Origin of the sequence: Veillonella sp. CNR 79/14, assembly GCF_003992185.1 — a bacterium.
Taxonomy (GTDB): domain Bacteria; phylum Bacillota; class Negativicutes; order Veillonellales; family Veillonellaceae; genus F0422.
In genome coordinates this window covers 1-17,018 of record NZ_RQVH01000010.1, presented here as the reverse complement: position 1 = coordinate 17,018, position 17,018 = coordinate 1, and the positions used below count along the sequence as shown (strand labels likewise).

17 protein-coding genes are annotated in these 17,018 nt (G+C 37.9%); 10 read left to right on the top strand and 7 right to left on the bottom strand.

Annotated features, from left to right (window positions below):
- Positions 1-149: 149 nt before the first annotated feature.
- From EO119_RS04825 to aroF, 5 genes are all read right to left on the bottom strand, one after another.
- On the bottom strand, positions 150-1,385 hold the full coding sequence (locus EO119_RS04825; RefSeq protein ID WP_126940864.1) for a shikimate kinase: 1,236 nt from the start codon (positions 1,383-1,385) through the stop codon (positions 150-152).
- A complete protein-coding gene (aroC, locus tag EO119_RS04820; RefSeq protein WP_126940863.1) occupies positions 1,386-2,510 on the bottom strand; it encodes a chorismate synthase in 1,125 nt (374 codons plus the stop codon). It lies immediately after the preceding gene.
- Between the two features lie 26 nt (positions 2,511-2,536).
- On the bottom strand, positions 2,537-3,802 hold the full coding sequence (aroA, locus tag EO119_RS04815) for a 3-phosphoshikimate 1-carboxyvinyltransferase (protein ID WP_126940862.1): 1,266 nt from the start codon (positions 3,800-3,802) through the stop codon (positions 2,537-2,539).
- A gap of 139 nt (positions 3,803-3,941) precedes the next feature.
- Positions 3,942-4,997, bottom strand: coding sequence for a 3-dehydroquinate synthase (gene aroB / locus EO119_RS04810; RefSeq protein ID WP_126940861.1), 1,056 nt, complete (start codon positions 4,995-4,997; stop codon positions 3,942-3,944).
- A 9-nt stretch (positions 4,998-5,006) separates the two neighbouring features.
- On the bottom strand, positions 5,007-6,014 hold the full coding sequence (gene aroF, locus EO119_RS04805; protein WP_126940860.1) for a 3-deoxy-7-phosphoheptulonate synthase: 1,008 nt from the start codon (positions 6,012-6,014) through the stop codon (positions 5,007-5,009).
- Between the two features lie 588 nt (positions 6,015-6,602).
- Here aroF and EO119_RS04800 point away from each other — a divergent pair.
- Together EO119_RS04800 and EO119_RS04795 are read left to right on the top strand one after the other, a co-directional pair.
- Entirely contained in the window at positions 6,603-8,846 is a 2,244-nt protein-coding gene (locus EO119_RS04800) for an autotransporter outer membrane beta-barrel domain-containing protein (RefSeq protein ID WP_126940859.1), read from the top strand.
- Between the two features lie 67 nt (positions 8,847-8,913).
- Positions 8,914-9,372: a low molecular weight protein-tyrosine-phosphatase gene (locus tag EO119_RS04795; protein ID WP_126940858.1), complete on the top strand. Its 459-nt coding sequence runs from the start codon at positions 8,914-8,916 to the stop codon at positions 9,370-9,372.
- Between the two features lie 356 nt (positions 9,373-9,728).
- Here the strand turns inward: EO119_RS04795 and EO119_RS04790 are convergent, their stop codons facing one another.
- On the bottom strand, positions 9,729-10,319 hold the full coding sequence (locus EO119_RS04790) for a hypothetical protein (RefSeq protein ID WP_126940857.1): 591 nt from the start codon (positions 10,317-10,319) through the stop codon (positions 9,729-9,731).
- Positions 10,320-10,366: 47 nt separating this feature from the next.
- Positions 10,367-11,290 carry a helix-turn-helix domain-containing protein gene (locus tag EO119_RS04785; RefSeq protein ID WP_126940856.1) on the bottom strand — a complete coding sequence of 308 codons (924 nt, stop codon included), beginning with the start codon at positions 11,288-11,290 and terminating at the stop codon, positions 10,367-10,369.
- Positions 11,291-11,479: 189 nt separating this feature from the next.
- On the opposite strand from EO119_RS04785, the gene EO119_RS04780 reads away from it, so the two are divergent.
- The 8 genes from EO119_RS04780 to EO119_RS04745 all read left to right on the top strand — a co-directional run bounded on the left by EO119_RS04780 (position 11,480) and on the right by EO119_RS04745 (position 17,013).
- Positions 11,480-11,671, top strand: a complete 192-nt coding sequence (locus tag EO119_RS04780) for a helix-turn-helix domain-containing protein (RefSeq protein WP_126940855.1) — start codon at positions 11,480-11,482, stop codon at positions 11,669-11,671.
- Positions 11,672-11,971: 300 nt separating this feature from the next.
- The gene (locus EO119_RS04775) at positions 11,972-12,964 is read left to right on the top strand and encodes a toprim domain-containing protein (protein ID WP_126940854.1); all 993 of its coding nucleotides are present in this window, start codon (positions 11,972-11,974) and stop codon (positions 12,962-12,964) included.
- Positions 12,945-13,148 (top strand): hypothetical protein, encoded by a 204-nt coding sequence (locus tag EO119_RS04770; protein WP_126940853.1) that lies wholly within the window; start codon positions 12,945-12,947, stop codon positions 13,146-13,148. The genes EO119_RS04775 and EO119_RS04770 overlap by 20 nt, the downstream gene beginning before the upstream one ends.
- 116 nt (positions 13,149-13,264) lie before the next feature.
- The gene (locus tag EO119_RS04765) at positions 13,265-13,600 is read left to right on the top strand and encodes a hypothetical protein (protein ID WP_126940852.1); all 336 of its coding nucleotides are present in this window, start codon (positions 13,265-13,267) and stop codon (positions 13,598-13,600) included.
- Complete coding sequence (locus EO119_RS04760) at positions 13,549-14,478, top strand: relaxase/mobilization nuclease domain-containing protein (protein WP_126940851.1); 930 nt, start codon at positions 13,549-13,551, stop codon at positions 14,476-14,478. Before EO119_RS04765 ends, EO119_RS04760 begins: the two co-directional genes overlap by 52 nt.
- A 3-nt stretch (positions 14,479-14,481) precedes the next feature.
- Positions 14,482-15,228: a hypothetical protein gene (locus EO119_RS04755; RefSeq protein ID WP_126940850.1), complete on the top strand. Its 747-nt coding sequence runs from the start codon at positions 14,482-14,484 to the stop codon at positions 15,226-15,228.
- 29 nt (positions 15,229-15,257) lie between these two features.
- Positions 15,258-16,466, top strand: a complete 1,209-nt coding sequence (gene xerC, locus EO119_RS04750) for a tyrosine recombinase XerC (RefSeq protein WP_126940849.1) — start codon at positions 15,258-15,260, stop codon at positions 16,464-16,466.
- 169 nt (positions 16,467-16,635) lie between these two features.
- Positions 16,636-17,013 carry a hypothetical protein gene (locus EO119_RS04745; RefSeq protein WP_126940848.1) on the top strand — a complete coding sequence of 126 codons (378 nt, stop codon included), beginning with the start codon at positions 16,636-16,638 and terminating at the stop codon, positions 17,011-17,013.
- Positions 17,014-17,018: the final 5 nt, after the last annotated feature.

Sequence of the window (17,018 nt, the reverse complement as noted above, 5' to 3'; positions counted from 1 at the left end):
AGAGGATGTAGACAATAGCTTGTATATATATTGTAGTAGCATATATTCATCTATAAGAAAATTACCTGATACATTCAACTTTGAATCCCAATAGTGATGAGTAGATATAAGAAAAGAAAGACTGATATAGTATATATCTTAATAGCAAGTTATACTAGATTGCTATATAAGTCCGTTAGGATGTGTTGAGCCACGCTTTCAGGAGTACCAGTGTTTAGAACTTGTGCTTGACGGAATCGTGCATATAGGGGAGCCCGTACTGTGTACAATTCTTGCAATCGTTCTATGCCACCAGAGGAGAGAACACGTCCTGTTGTATCAAGTTCTTCTAAGGGACGATAGATTTCATAGATTCGTCCATTTTGACGAAGGGGGGCATAGTTTTCCGGTATGGTGATAGCACCGCCACCGGTAGAGATGATCAAATCTGTCTGTTTACCCACATCGGTGATAATCCTAGATTCTATGGCGCGGAATGCAGGTTCACCGTGGGTTAAGATATAATCGCTAATAGCACCGACCTCCTCAGTAATGCGATGGTCTATGTCCACAAGTGTCCGTCCAGTTAGTGTTGCTAAAGCTTCACCAATGGTACTTTTACCGGATCCGGGCATACCGATGAGAACAATATTTTCTTGGTTTCGTCGGAATTGTTTATATAAGTCTGAAAGGATACTTTCATCATAGGTGCGATGTAAAAACAAAGCGCTGGCTGCTATAGCTTGGGCTAATAGAAATACAAGGCCATTCACATGGAGTATATTTAAGGATTCCGCTTCTATTAGAATGGCAGTGCGATGTGGGTTGTAGACCAAATCGATAACACCTTCTAAGTGAGTAAAAGGGGCTAATTGAATGCTTTGGTCAGGACAATAAGGATACATACCAACTGGAGTACAGTTGATAATTATCTGTGCTCGTTCATAAAATTGTGCAATGTGCCCATATGTAGGAAAGCGATGGCGGTTGATATGGGTAATAGAGGCGGCGCCTAATCTTTCTAATGCCACATGCACTGTATTGGACGAGGCTCCATCACCTAAAATTAAACAATGCTTATTTGTCACTTCTATGCTAGACCAATCCAAGGTGGCTAGGAAGCCATCATAGTCCGTATTGGTCCCATACCAAGAACCATCTGCTTGGCGAACCATAGTGTTGACACAACCAATTGCTTTTGCAATATCACTGATGTGATGACAAGCCTGTAAGGCATTGATTTTATAGGGAATGGTAATATTTAAGCCTTGTAATTCAGAACGATTAAAAAAATCTTGTAGTTGGTCTGGTTCCATTTCAAATATGTCATAGGATGTATTTCCTAAGGCTTGATGAATCATGGGGGAGTAGGTGTGGCCCAAGGTGCGGCCTAATAATCCAAACATTTACACCTCCAACGCAGGATGACTGAAATGACGGAATACATGTGGATCATGTTCTAGTACAAAATCTAAGAGGACAAGAGCCGTTAGAGCTTCTACTACAGGAACGGCACGTAGCGCTACGCAAGGGTCATGGCGACCTTGAATTTGTAATACTTCAGCACTATGGTTACTGAGGGATACTGAGTTTTGCTCATGATAAATGGACGGTGTGGGCTTAATCCCTACTTGCATGACAAGGGGCATACCGTTGGTAATACCACCTTGGATGCCACCGCTGTTATTCTTTTCTGTGCGAACACTTTCCTCAGTGATGATGAAAGGATCGTTTTGCTCACTTCCACGGGACGCACAGCCAGGGAAACCAGACCCAAAGGAAATACCTTTCACTGCAGGCATGCCGAATAGAGTAGCGCCTAAGCGATTTTCAATACCATCATAATTGGGATTTCCCATGCCAATAGGTAAACCAGTGGCGAAGACTTCTACGATACCACCAGTGGAATCGCCAGATGTTTTTAACTCCAATACAAGTTGCTCTGCTGTATGACGTTGCACAGGGTCTAACATAGGAATCGCTTCAGTGCTGATACTAGCGAGCTTGTCCATAGGTGGGTTAGTATAATCGATAGATGTATCTGGGACAGTGCCAACTTGTGCTAAGTGTGCACGCACATGAATGCCGATAGATTCTAATAGTTGTATAGCAATGCCACCAGCTACGCAAACAGGGGCTGTTAGGCGAGCAGAGAAATGACCGCCCCCACGCATATCCACATACTCACCATAGCGCATGCGAGCGGTGTAATCTGCATGAGATGGGCGTGGTACATCTCGTAGGTTATCATAATCCCCACTTCGTTGTGATGTATTTTGAATAGTGAAAGCCAAAGGAGAACCGCTCAGTCTTCCTTGTACGAGGCCTGATTGAAACTCAGGGATATCTGCTTCTTTTCTTTGTGTTTGTAATTGATGATGCCCTGGAGCTCGTCGTTTTAGGAAGGCTTGCAAGGTTTCTAGATTAACTGGAAACCCACAAGGAAGTCCGTCTACAACTCCGCCAATAGCTTGACCGTGAGAAGCTCCAAAGGTGGAGACTTTCACAGTGCGACCGAAATAGGATGCCATAATTACTCCTTACTTGTTAAATACATTTATATAGTATGTGTCTGCCCACCTAATCGTTTCCAGTCTTCAAAAAAGTGAGGATACGACTTACTGATGGCTTCACTGTCTTGCAAGATTATAGGGGAGGTAGCGATGAGTGCGTTTAAGGCACCAGCCATGACGAGGCGATGGTCATTCACACAGTCTACAGTGCCACCATCAAGCGTACCTGTTCCTGTAATATACAGGTTATCCCTTTCCATGCGCACGATACCACCAGAATCACGAACAAGTTGTGCCACCGCTGCTAAACGATCTGACTCTTTCAATCGAAGGCGAGCTCCATTGATGAAAGTAGATTCTCCTTCTATGGAGCAAGCTAAGCTAGATAAAATAGGTAACAAATCTGGCATTTGTTCTAAATTTACATGGATTGGCTTATGTGCTTTGCCAGTGATCGTGATAGTAGATCCATTCCACGTACAAGTGACACCAGCGCTTTCTAAAATGGAAAGAATCCGTTTATCTGCTTGTACAGAATCAGGACGTAAACCTGTGACAGAAATAGATTGTCCTGTCATAGCGGCTGCTACTAGCCAAATGGCACCATTAGACCAATCTCCCTCAATCAGATATTTCTCATTACCGTGGAAGTGTTGGTTCTCTTCGATAATAAAACTTGGATATCCTTCTTCGGTAGTGCCTTCTATTACTTGCACACCAAAGTCTTTCATCGTTTCTATGGTTAATGTCACATAGTCTTTCGATTGTAAGGGACTTGTGCAATTAACGGTGGTATGCCCCAGTTGTGGAGCTGCCAGAAGAAGACCTGAGAAAAATTGAGAACTTATGGTCCCCGTCATGGTGAAGGTACCACCTTGCAGACGACCTGTCATAGTGAAAGGCGGTGCGTCTTGTGAAAACGATACGCCGTGGTCTTTCATTTCGCTCAACAATGGTTCTAGTGGTCGTTCTGGTAGACGTCCTTTGGCATCTACTTTCACAGTGTCACAAATCGAGGCGGACACAGGTAAGAGTAAGCGTAAGGTTGTACCTGATTCGTGGGGTAATACCTGTCCTATAGAAGGGGAAGGGCCAGGAGTAATATGAGCCACACCATTTTCATGGGTAATCGTTGCACCAAGGGCTCGCAAGGAATCCATGGTAGCATCAATGTCCTTGGAAGAGTGGGAAATTAAAATCGAGCTAGGACTCGTGGCAAGGGCCGCTGAGATAAGTGCCCGATGAGCATGGGCCTTAGCCGGTATGGCTGGGATTGTGCCACGTAAGAGCACATTGGAAACATGTTGCATAGAAATCCTTTCTGGTATCATTACCATAACCACTGGGAAGTCGTATAAGGATACTGATAAAAGGTAAATATAGAATCTGTTTAGTTTACATGTAAATAATATTGTTATACGTAATAGATATACAGAATAGAAATGGTAGTTATATTCTACAGTAGGTAGCCAATTCAGAGAAGGTAACTTTTTTTAGCACCGACGTGCCATACCCTGTAGGAACTACGATGGTAATGGAAGAGCCAGAGGCTTTTTTATCGTGACTAGCTTCTTCTAAGATTACATCTTTTGATATCGTCGTTGTGGTGGGTAATTCATGGGCTATTAGCAACTGTTCAATACTAGAAACAATGGTAGGATCTAGCTCTTCGTTGGCTACTGCACCTTTTGCCATGATGAGGAGTCCCAAAGCAACGGAATTGCCGTGCGGGATAGCGAAAGCACTACCGTGCTCGATACCATGTCCAAAGGTATGACCTAAGTTCAATGTCGTACGAAGGCCGCTTTCCTTTTCATCTACTTCCACCACATGGGCTTTGATACGTACACATTGAGTGATGATAGTATCTACATCTTCTGGATGTTGTAAGATCGGTCGTTCTCGAAGTTGATCTAGTAACTCTGGATGGTCTAAGAAACCATATTTGATGATTTCCCCACATCCATTAATCCATTCCTCTTTAGGTAAGGTAGAAAGTGTTTCTGGATCACAGAGAACGAGGATAGGTTGTTTAAAAGCACCCCATAAATTTTTACCACACTCTAGGTTAACAGCTGTTTTACCGCCTACGGAGGAATCGACAGCAGCCAACAGTGACGTAGGTATTTGCACATAATCGATACCCCGTAAGTAGGTGGCAGCAGCGAACCCCGCAAGGTCGCCGACGACGCCACCACCTAAGGCGATGATTAGGTCTTTACGAGTTAGCTTTGCTTGTCCTAATGTTTCCATAAGGTCCATGAGACGATGCCCGTTTTTTTCACTTTCACCATGAGGGAATGTGTAGGTATGAACGGTGTAGCCAGCTGTTTCTAGAGATTTAGAAACTGTAGATGCATAGAGAGGGCCCACATTGTCGTCAGTGACAATCATGACGGAACAAGCGGATTTGATAGGTTGCAAAAGCTCGCCGATGCGAGCCAAACAATTCCGTTCGATAATGACATTGTAAGCTGTGGAGGCTTGAATATGAATCGTATCCATAGGTGTAACCTATTTATGACCTAATGCATCACGAAGAGTGAACACTTGGCTAGCCAAAGTGACAAATTGATCTGGACGTAAGGATTGTGGACCATCACATAATGCTTTTTCAGGATTGTTGTGCACTTCGATCATTAAACCATCAGCACCGCCACCAACAGAGGCTAAGGATAAAGATGGAACTACACGGCTCATGCCAGCTGCATGGCTAGGGTCCATAATGATTGGTAAATGAGATAATTCGTGCATCATTGGAATAGCGGTTACATCTAATGTATTACGTGTACGTGTTTCAAATGTGCGGATACCGCGCTCGCAAAGGACGATTTGTTCATTCCCTTCGCTCATGATGTATTCCGCAGCCATTAACCATTCTTCGTAGGTTGCGCATAAACCACGTTTTAATAAGATTGGTTTACGTAATTTACCTACTTCTTTTAAAAGATTGAAGTTTTGCATATTACGAGCGCCGATTTGTAACATATCTACATTGTCGAAGTATTCTAATTGAGAGATATCCATAACTTCTGACACAATAGGTAGACCAGTTTCTTTTTTTGCCTCTTCTAGTAACGCTAAACCACTTGGGCCCATACCTTGGAAAGAGTAAGGAGATGTACGAGGTTTGAAAGCACCACCACGAAGAATGCCAGCACCGGCTGCCTTCACAGCTTTTGCTACTTCGATGACTTGTTCTGGTGTTTCTACAGAGCAAGGGCCTGCGATGATAGCGAAGTGACCGCCACCAATTTTAGCATCACCTACAGTGACCACTGTGTCTTGTGGGTGGAATTTACGATTTGCTTTTTTGAAAGGCTCTTGGATACGCATTACTTTTTCCACGTAAGGAAGGGATTCAATGGCACGTAAGTCGACACGGGATGTATCACCGATTAAACCGATGATATCTTGTTGTTCTCCGTGTACTGGGTGTAATGTAACACCAGTAGCCTCTAATTGTTGACGTAATTCTGCAATTTGTGCTTCAGTTGCTGTAGTGTGTAATCGAATAATCATAATGTCCTCCTATATTAAATCGTATATGTGTAGGTATTCGTGAGTGGTGGTATAGGAAGATATACAAAAAGGGCTACCCGCCTATACCTAGTACGGGTAGCCCTTATCACTATTTAAAGCCACTCAGTGATGATACCTAAATTAGTGTAGCTCAAATAGTCCTTTACCCGCAGTGTGGATAAAGAACCAATAAAATGTATTTGCATTTGTTGTAGCTAGATTGATTTGGTTCATCATTGTAGTGACTCCTTTCTTTCAATAATTGCGTTTAGTATACTCCTTTTATTTAAGTTTGGCAAGAAAAAACTCAAATTGGGCTCAAAATTAGAAGCAAATGTAAAAATAGATTCTCAAAAAGGCTGAGAATCCAGTGATATGATTATTGGGGGTTGTATCTCTACATAGTGTTTTAGATTTTTAGTCTTTATGATAATTTTATCAATTATAACTAATTGGCATAATAATGCTTTACTATATGAAGTACGCATAATACCTTGCTTATAGGCATATAAGTATGTACGAAGTGCAAATAACGATGTATAATGACAGTATATTTATTGATATATATTATTGGTTGTGGGGGTTCTTATGAAATTTACACGTCATGTATCAGCAGTGATGGCTGCATTAGTAGTAACAGGAATGTCTTATTCCGTAATGGCTACAGATATTACTAAGTATAGTGATAAAGCAGAAAACTTAATTGGTTTATCGTTGGGCAATCAAAAGCAAACGGAACCTGAGGTTAAGCATATAGAAGACACGTTAACCGTAAATGTACATGGTAAAAGCTTGATGGACACAGGTAAATCTAAAAATGTAACAGGGATTTATACTGTATTTGGATCTCAATTGACTATAGATAAAGATCTTATTGTACGATTAAAAAATGATGCACCAGCAGATAAAAAAGATTTGGGGCATTATTATATGAGTGCTGTCTATGCTGGTCTTGGTGGTAAGGTGCCACATCATAACGATAATCCTGACAGAGACTATGGTGATAGCAATATTCATGTGAAAGGCAATGTAGATATTGACGCTGTGGGGGTAGGATTGCAAGCGAATCACCGAGGTCATATTATCGTTGATGGAGGTGGTCGTATTATAACCTATCCTCTTAAAACATCAGATACCTATTCTGTTGTGGCAGAGGAGGGCGATGTATATGTGAATGCAGGTACCGATGGTAAACACCCAGGTATGAAGGATTTAGTAGCTGTTGGTAATGTAGGGTTAATTAATAAAGATTATGGTGAGAATCCAAATCTTAATGAAGCGCCAGCAAATATCGGACTAGCTTTTACAACCTCTAATTCTAGTCTTACTGGTGCTGTGTTAAATGAATATGCTGAAAGTAATAAAAATCCGCATAATTCTGGTGCCGATATATATTTACAAAATGGTGCTACTTGGAATAATGAATGGATTGGTAAGGAACGACCTACACCAAGAAAACCACGTCCATCAGGAGATGATGCAGCATACTTATATAAAGGCAGTAAAGTTCGTAATCTTGTAGGTGGTGCAAATCCAACTGCAGTAGGTATGATTCATCCTATCGATGCTCGTCCTATTACGATTCAAAACTATAGCGGTTTTGTAAATGCTAATTATAAAACAGGTGTGCCAGCGAGCGAAGCTGGCAATGGACAAATCATTATCCAACATGCTGCTGATCATAGCCACATCACTGTACAAGGTGATAGTGCTAAGAATTTGACTGATGATGCAAGTTATCGTGCAGAAATGAAATCGTTAGCCACTAAATTACAATATACTGGGAATGATAAGAAACTAGCTGCTGCCGTTCAAGTTAATGAAGGTATTACAAGACCGGCTGCTATGATTGAACTTGGTACAAATGCATTTGATGCACAAGGTAATCTTGTTGTTGCTGATACGGCGACTGTAACACATGCTAGTGAATCTTCGGTAGTAAATAGTACGAAATCTGCTCTTGTCTCTACAGCGATGGCTTGGAGTGATACTACGAACGATTTACAACGTCGTTTAGGGGATCTTCGTTTGGCTACTATGCATGATGGTGTATGGGCCAAATACATTGGAGGCGAATCTAAAATGACAGAGGGTACCGATGCTCATATGAGATATAATGGTGTACAAATTGGGTATGATCATAAGGTATCCAATGGTTGGACTCTAGGTGGCGCTCTACATTACAGTACGTCTAGCAACTCTTATGGTATTGGTAATGGAGACAGTAAAATCGGTGGTATTGGATTATATGGTACCAAGCAACATGATGATGGAAGTTACTTAGATGTCATTGCTCGTGTAAACCGCTTGTCCAATAATTACAAACTTTATCTCGTAGAGAAACAACAATTGAGTGGTGATTATCATACATTTGGTACCTCTTTCAGTGTTGAATACGGTAAACGTATTAAGAAACAACATGGTTTCTACATGGATCCTAGTGTAGAATTGATTGTAGGTCGTTTGAACGGCGTATCCTATGATGCTAATATTGTTAATGGTGGATCTATGCATGTGAAAGCTGATGCTGTTAACTCTGCAGTAGGTCGATTGGGATTTGGTATTGGCAGAGAAACAGAAACATCCAACATCTTTGCAAAACTCGCATTGGCTCATGAATTTTCTAGTAAGGTCAATACGACATATTCCGCACCAGGTAATCCAACGGTACATACAGAACTTGATTTGAAAGATACATGGCTTGATGCCGAAATCGGGGGCTCCTGGAGCATTCGCCCAAGTACATATGTATATGGTACATTCACTAAAAACTTTGGTGCTACTATAGACAATACATGGCGTATTGATGCGGGAGTACGACATAACTTCTAATTAAATCTTGCACTAATAGTCCTTATAGCGTATGCTGTAAGGACTATTAGTATGTAAGGAGGTCAGTATGATAAAAGTCTTATTCATCTGTCACGGTAATATTTGTCGCTCTACGATGGCAGAGTTTTATATGAAGCATATCGTTAACAAGGCGGGGTTAACCGATTCTATATATATTGAGTCCGCAGCTACATCTCGTGAGGAGATAGGAAACGATACCCATTATGGAACTAAACAAAAATTAGATGAAATGGATATTCCTTATACTCGTCGCAAGGCCCGCCAAGTGACGATGGATGATTATCGTAACTTTGATTACCTCATTATCATGGATGAAAATAATGCACGAAACTTGCGTCTCATTATCGATGATGATGTTGACCATAAGGTGTATAAGGCTATGGCCTTTGTTGGAGAAAGTCGAGACGTAAAAGACCCTTGGTATACAGGAAATTTTGACGAAACCTATGATGATATAAGCCGTAGCTGTGATGCTTTATTAGAGTTGATCAAAGAGCAACTTTAAGAAAAAAATATAATGTAATAAGCCTTCAATGGTATCTGAATTAGATATAACATTGGGGGGTTCGGTTTTTATGGAAATTCAAATTGGGCTCAAATGCAAAAAATGGATTCTCAAAAACGATGAGAATCCAGTGATATCAATGGTGCGCCTAGCAGGAATCGAACCTGCGCACCCGGTTCCGGAGTTTTAGAAACGTTTTTTATTGTCTTAATAGAGTTAATTAAGATATAAAAATCGCATAATTACTAGGCGTGCACCATTGAATGGAGTGAATCTACAGTAGGTTCTTATCCTTCGATATATAATTTTTGATGTAGTTTTGAATTAAAATTGGGCTCATTTTACAAGAAAAAATATTAATTCTTAAACGATCTATAAGGATGAACTATTAAATCCACTGAATAGTAGTTGACTTTATGATTGTAATGAAAAACGGTACCTAAACTTAAATAGTATTCATGATTTCCATATACCCATGAGGCAGATTTTGTGTTTGCAGCTTGATAGAGGGAACTTTCTGGCATTCCATATTTAGTTTCTAATGTTTTATACATGGTATCGTAGATTTCCGTTGCGTAGCGGAGACTATCTACATTAAATCTACTAGTTACTTCATTAACATGATGAGTTTTATCATATGTAACAAATGCCATTTGAGTCAAAGTTGAACCGGCCTTTATAGTATCCCAGCCTGAATATTCTCTTTGAATATTAAAAATTTCAGGTTCATTCATAATTTCCCAACCTTTAATATTGGAAAAGTTTTGTTCTAATTCGCTTTTTGGCATACCAACATACATGGTATAGATATTTTCAGGATTAGAGCTAATAGCTTTTGCCTCTTTAACTGCATCAAAGGCATCAATTTGCGCATAAGAGAGTAGTGTGATACATAATGCCATACAGGCTACTGAAAAACGTTTTACAGGGGATTTTAGAGTGTTCATGATACATACCTCATTTCAGGATATTAAAAACAATGTTGAGTAAAAAATTAATCCTCATCCATTTCAATGCCGCGATTTTTTAGGAAGCGTTTTAGATTATACTTAGAATCGTACTCATCAGTGTTTGTACAATTATCGTCAATCATATCCTCAAACGCAGTTTCTTCATCGTTAGTACTTAAACAATAACTACAACCTATTTTTTTTCGCTCCTTGGGATCTTTTTGAAGCCATTCTTCGATTTCTTTTTGTAAATCTGGATTACGAACTGCATGCAGCTTACAGCCTTTTTTTTCAGGCAAGATATATAAACGAATGATTTCATCACACTCTGGTAGTACCAAAGCTAGAATATTATGATCAGTAGCTGGTTTAGCGATAGGGGCGTTAAGCCATGCGCCTTTATGGCTAGATTTCAATAATTGATATAACAAAGGATAACCATCGTAATATTGGTCAGTATTTTTAGGAAAACACCAAGTGTTATAGTTATATATATCTTCTAAAGATTGAATGGGCAAATCATTTAAATGTTTGTAAAAGAATGTTGTTAATTCGCTATTTTTTTCAGGAATAAGTAACATAAAGTTGGAATACTCACGATGTTCATTACTATTTACTGCTATTTTCTTATTTTTTAGAAAAATAGGGTTTTTAATAAGTCCAGCAATACCTAAAAAGTTTTCTGTACCACTAGTAGTTGGAATGTTTTCTATATGTACTTCTTCACCAGTGACAACCTCTCTAAAATAAAAGTAATCACGAACTGAAGATTCGATTAACTGTGTTAATGGAACATTAAAATATTGGGCAAGTCTCGTCACTAAATCAATTCTAGGATAGGAGGCACCTTTTTCATAGAATGAGATTTGTGATTTTGTTAAGTTAAGTATTTTACCTAACTCTACTTGAGTTAGATTGTAGTCTTTCCGTAATTTTTTCAGGTTTATAGAAAATTTTGTATCTCTCATTGTATTCCTCTTGAAATAATTTTTAATATCGTATATAATTGTCTTAGACAATTTAATTTAACTTTCATACTATAAAGGAATAATATCGACATATTGATGATCAATGTCTTTGTTAGATATATTGTCTTAATAATAAAATATTCTATTATATTATATCACTTAAATGTATTTTACAGAAAGGATGGTTTTATGAAGAAAACAGATTATTCTACGGAAAACTTGTATATCACAGTAGCTGAAGCTGCTGAAAAGTTTTTCTGTGGACGTATTACAGAAGCTGCCTTATATCGGTTAGCACGTGAGGGACAATTACCAACGATTAAAGTAGGTCGTAGGATCTTAATTGATGCTCATAAAATGGAGGCCATGTATGCCTTATAATAAAAAAAGAGCCCATTTCAGTTGGCGCTGAAATAGGCTTAACAAGAAATAATTGTCTGCCCGACAATAATAACTCCTTGCATAATTCATTATATATGCTAGCTATGTAGGTATGCAAGGAGAAATTTCTTGCATACCTTTTTTAGGGTATGCCAAAGTCCATGGGATAGGTGTACCCTTTTTTAATTACTTTCTTAGTTTGACCCACCGGTATAGGTACCGGTTTATATGACCGGTAGAGGAAAGGGTATAGGTAGGAGTACAGGTACAAGTACAAGGTATTAGGTAAGGAGCTATAGAATGAAAAATAATAATGGAACAGTGCATCCAAGCAAAATTAAAGAAATGAAAAAATATCTTGATGATTATATGAGAATTAAAGGTAGAGCATTACGTGAAAAGAATACATATTTTTGTGTACTACATGATGAAAAACGCCCATCATTGAAATCGTATTGGCTTAACAATGATCCAAATACTGGAGTTAGAAAAGCTAAATGTTTTTCTTGTGGAGCTTCATTTGATGTTTATGATTTAGTAGCTGCATTAGAAGGTGTGAAGGGATTAAAAGAACAATACTATCGACTATGTGAAGTATTGGGTGAAAATATTACTACTGAAGAGGAGAGAGAAAAGGAAGCAAATAAAAGTAAACAAAAATTAACTGTAGACGAAGTGGAAGAATATCTTTCAAAGTGCAATCAGATGACTGGGATTCCGTTTTGGAAGGAACGAGGTATAACAGAAAAAACTATTTTAGAGTATAGATTAACATATGATGAGAATAAGAGGGCCCTTGTGATTCCATTTGGAAAAGAAGGATATGTTCAAAGATATTTACAGCATAGTTCATACCGCTATATGAAATCTTCAGGATTACGAGATTATTTTAGATCACAAAACATGAATAGAAAGCTTCCTATTATTCTTACAGAAGGTGAAATAGATGCCTTATCTATCATAGAAGCTGGATATCCTAATGTGATTTCATTGGGCTCAATTGTGAACTTAATAAATGTTTATGAAGGAATCGTAGCAACTACAGATTTAGATGTTATCATAGCGGTTGATCTGGATACTGCTGGTAGAAAATGGATGCAGGATTTAATTAATACATGTGTAACAATTGGGTGGAGAAAGCCTATTAACTTATGGGACTGTATAAGACAACCTATTGATACATCATGTAAAGATATCAATGATTATTTAATAAAACATCGCTCTATTTTAGAGGAATGTTTGGATGGATTAAAAGAGTTATATGGAGGCAGTCATGAAGAGATTGACGGATGAAGAGTTACAGAAAAAGATACAGAAGCGGAAAGAAGAATTGGATTCCCTCCTCTCTATGGAGAAGGAGCGAATCCAAGCCCGTAGAAGCAAGCTCGGTGCGTATCTTGAGGAACGTTATCGTATAACAACGATTCAAGAATTGGAATCGTTGTTATACGAAACTATGAAACGATGGGAGGAGTAGCTTCTACGGTACGAACCATACTACTTGTACGTACAAAGCTGTCGCATTGTAAGTAAAGTAGGATGGTTCGTCTCCGACGGGCGGGAGAACCCTGCACCCCTTGAAGCAAACTAACTATGGGTAAACAAAGAAAAAATTACCGACTAAATATTAGGCTGACAGAAGATGAATGGTACATCATCAATGAACTAGCCTATAGAGCAGGAATGACAATATCAGCCTATGTAATTAAGTCGGTATTAGAGAGTAAAATTACAATCAATGAAATGGATACGCAAGCACTTTTGAAACCTTTGTTAGGTTTACAAAGGCATTATAATACGATCCGTCATTGGATGATTGAACATAATTATTCTAATCCTATATTGAGTGATTCCTACAAACAGGAGTTAGAAACCTTATGGCAGTTATTAGCGCAGGCAAAGGTTCCCATAGCGCAGCGGGATCTATAAAATATGTACAATTTGAAAAGAAAAGCACTAAGCCAAGAATTGTTTTTTCAGAGGGCATTGAATGTAGTCCATATTATAAAGATGCCATACAAGATTTTAAATGTGTAAGAGAGACATTTCAGAAACATAATGGACGTGAAGCACATCATATGGTGCTATCTTTTTCAGAGAATGAGGAGCAAAGGTATACGGAAGAAGAGCTATTTTTAAAAGCAGTTGATATTGCTAAAAATACATTTCCTAATTATCAGGTGTGGTTAGGTATGCATGATGATACTGACCATTTGCATGTGCACATGGTAATCAATTCAGTAAATCTGGAAGATGGAAAGAAAATGCAGATTGCTGGTCGGAAAGGAATGCATGAAATTATGGAAAAAGTACAAAACAGATGCAAAGAATTAGGCCTTGATCAGGTGTTACCAGTTGGAGAGCATATTCAAGAAGAAGGACGTGTAGTTACACATAATATTGCAGAGTATAAACTGATAGAGCGAGGAGAATCGTGGAAGTTAGAAATAGCAAAAGATATTCTTGAGACGTTACATGAATCTACAGGGAGGGACGATTTTATCACGGGATGTAATGAGAGGGGGATTCAATGTAGTTGGGAAGATACTAGAAAACATGTGACATTTTCATATATAAATGATTCTAAAAAGAAAGCTCGTGGTAGTAATTTAGCAAAAACTTTCACGCTATCGGATTTAGAATCGAAAGAAAGTATGGAAAAGATTTTTTTTAAAAATAGAGATCGTAACAATGCACTACTAGATGAATATAGAGGAATGCCAAGAGAAGATAAGCAAATAAATGTTGATAGGGAGGTTCCTCATAGTAGATTTAAACGCAATAAAACAAAAGGAATGATGAGGTAAATTATGAATATAAATAATATCGACCAAAAACCTAGCAATGAAAGAAAATATACTAGGAAGTATCAAATGGAAGAAAAACGTGAAGAGAATAAACCAGTTGAAACTCCTGCGCCTATGGCACAGAATGTAGATGAAGTGAAAATGCCTAAAAGTATCAACAATAACATGGATGATGCTTTCAATTTATATAAAGTATTATGGGATATTGACGGTAGAATAAAAAATGCTGCTAGTCATATTCATGAAGTTGATACTGACGTTAATAAAATTAATAAAAGGCTAGAGGCAGACGCTAGTGCTGAACAGAAGTGGAGACAAAGCGTAGATAAAAATATTAGTACATTAGGAGAATCGGTATCTGACATACCTGATAAAGTTGAAGGACAAATAATGTATGAGGTTAAACGCCTTTTTAATAATGCTGAGGAACTTGGTAGGAGATATGGACAAGGGCTGTGTGAACGACTAGATAAAAGTATTAAAGAGGTTCAAGCTACGATTTATAAAGGTGAAGAGGCGCTTGAGTTTTGGTCATTAGGGAAGAAAATTATTTTATGTATCCTTTTGGGAATGCTTTCATTTCAGATTTATTACAATTATAAAATGACAGCAAAATTAGAAAATCTTAATGAGCAAGTGGGCTTAATTCATAGTGTTTACAAAGGTGAAAGCAAATATTGGTTTGATGCCAATGATCAGATTACTTATGTTGAATCTGTTAAGTCTCATCAGGAAAGAAATAAAAAATAACTATTTTTGTAAATAATAGGAATGATAATATGGCAAAAGGAAATGGCGAAGGATCACTTCGGTATTTAGAAGATAGTGATCGGTATCAATATAGAGTTTCCTACAAAAATAAAGATGGTAAGACATGTAGGAAATCATTTTATGCACCGAAAGCATCTCAGGCAAAGAAAAAAGCACGTGAATGGTTGGACTTTTATGAAGATACTAATAAAGGTGAGGATATAAATCCACCTCTTGATGAATGGATTTATACATGGTTAAACTTGTATATGAGAAACACTGTAAGACCATCAACACTAGAAAAGTATACGAGCTGTCTAACGCCTGTCTGTAATGCTTTTTCAGGGATTAGGCTTAGCAAAATAGAACCAATTGCACTACAGCAGTTTTTTCAACAACAGTTGTTTAATGGTGGACAACAGGGACAAGGATTATCGACACTCACTGTGAGGAATCAACGTAGATATTTATCTTCATGCTTTGATATGGCTATACGTTTAGGGCTAACCAATAAAAATCCAGTCAAACTAACTCTACCACCCAAAGTTGAAAAAAAGGAAATTTATCCTTTATCTGAGACAGAGGTAAAGGCAGTATTAGAGCTTGCATTGAACGATGTAGAAGTGGCGAAAGAAAAAGGGAATATCGGAGAAACCATGTCTGCACAGGATCTTTACATAGGTGTTATGATTGCTGTATTTACAGGAATGCGATTGGGTGAGATTATGGCTTTGAAGTGGAGTGATTTAAGTGTTTCTACATCATTTTTATCGGTTCAACGTTCTAAATCTGATGTGAAAGGGCAAGCGGTTACAAGCCCTAAAACAGGAAAAGGCAGAAAAGTACAAATCGGAAGTGCATTACTAGAAGCATTATTGGAACATAAAAGATTACAGCAAGAATATAAAAAGATACTAGGTAATCTTTACCAAGATTATGGATGGATTATAGGTGGTTTGTTTGGTGATGGTTATAACAAACGACATTATAGCTCTAGAAAATTCCAACGACTAATAAAAAAGGCACAGATTGTAAGACATATTCGTTTTCATGACTTGAGGCATACACATGCCACATTGTTACTTTTATCTGGCATTAATCCAAAAGTAGTCCAAGAACGATTAGGACACGCAAGTATAGATATGACACTAGATACGTATTCACATTTGACATTAGCTAACCAAGGAAGTGCAGTTCAGGCGCTTGATACTATGATGGATAACTCTAAAGACATCTAACAGTCTATGAACGTAGATCAGAAATATGTACTCTTTAAGAAATTTACATAAAGAAGAACGAATTTAAAAACACCCTAGATAAGCTCTCTAACGTATTAGAAACCTTGATTTTATCTAGGGTGTTTAATATAATGAGATTATGAGTTATCTATTAAAAAGGAGAGAGGATATGAAAAAGTTATCTATTTTACTAGCAGCTGTTATTTTAGTTGTGGCAGCAATTATTTCTGGATGTGGATCAAGTGTTGCTGATGAATTTGTGGGAACATGGGCTTCCGAAAAAGATAGCAATGGATTTTTTATTACCATAGAAAAGACAGGTGATAAAACATTTACAATGAATCATTATTTCTTTTTTGATAACAATGTAAATTCAAATAAAAAATATTTTGGAGAGCTAAAGGATAATACATTAACCATTAATAATGGATTTTATAACTTAAAAGATAGTAAACTGATAGATGAACATAATTCCTATTTTAAAAAAATAGACAAAAAAGTATTTTCTAAGGAAGAGATATTTCAACTGCATGAAAAGAATAAATAAAAAGG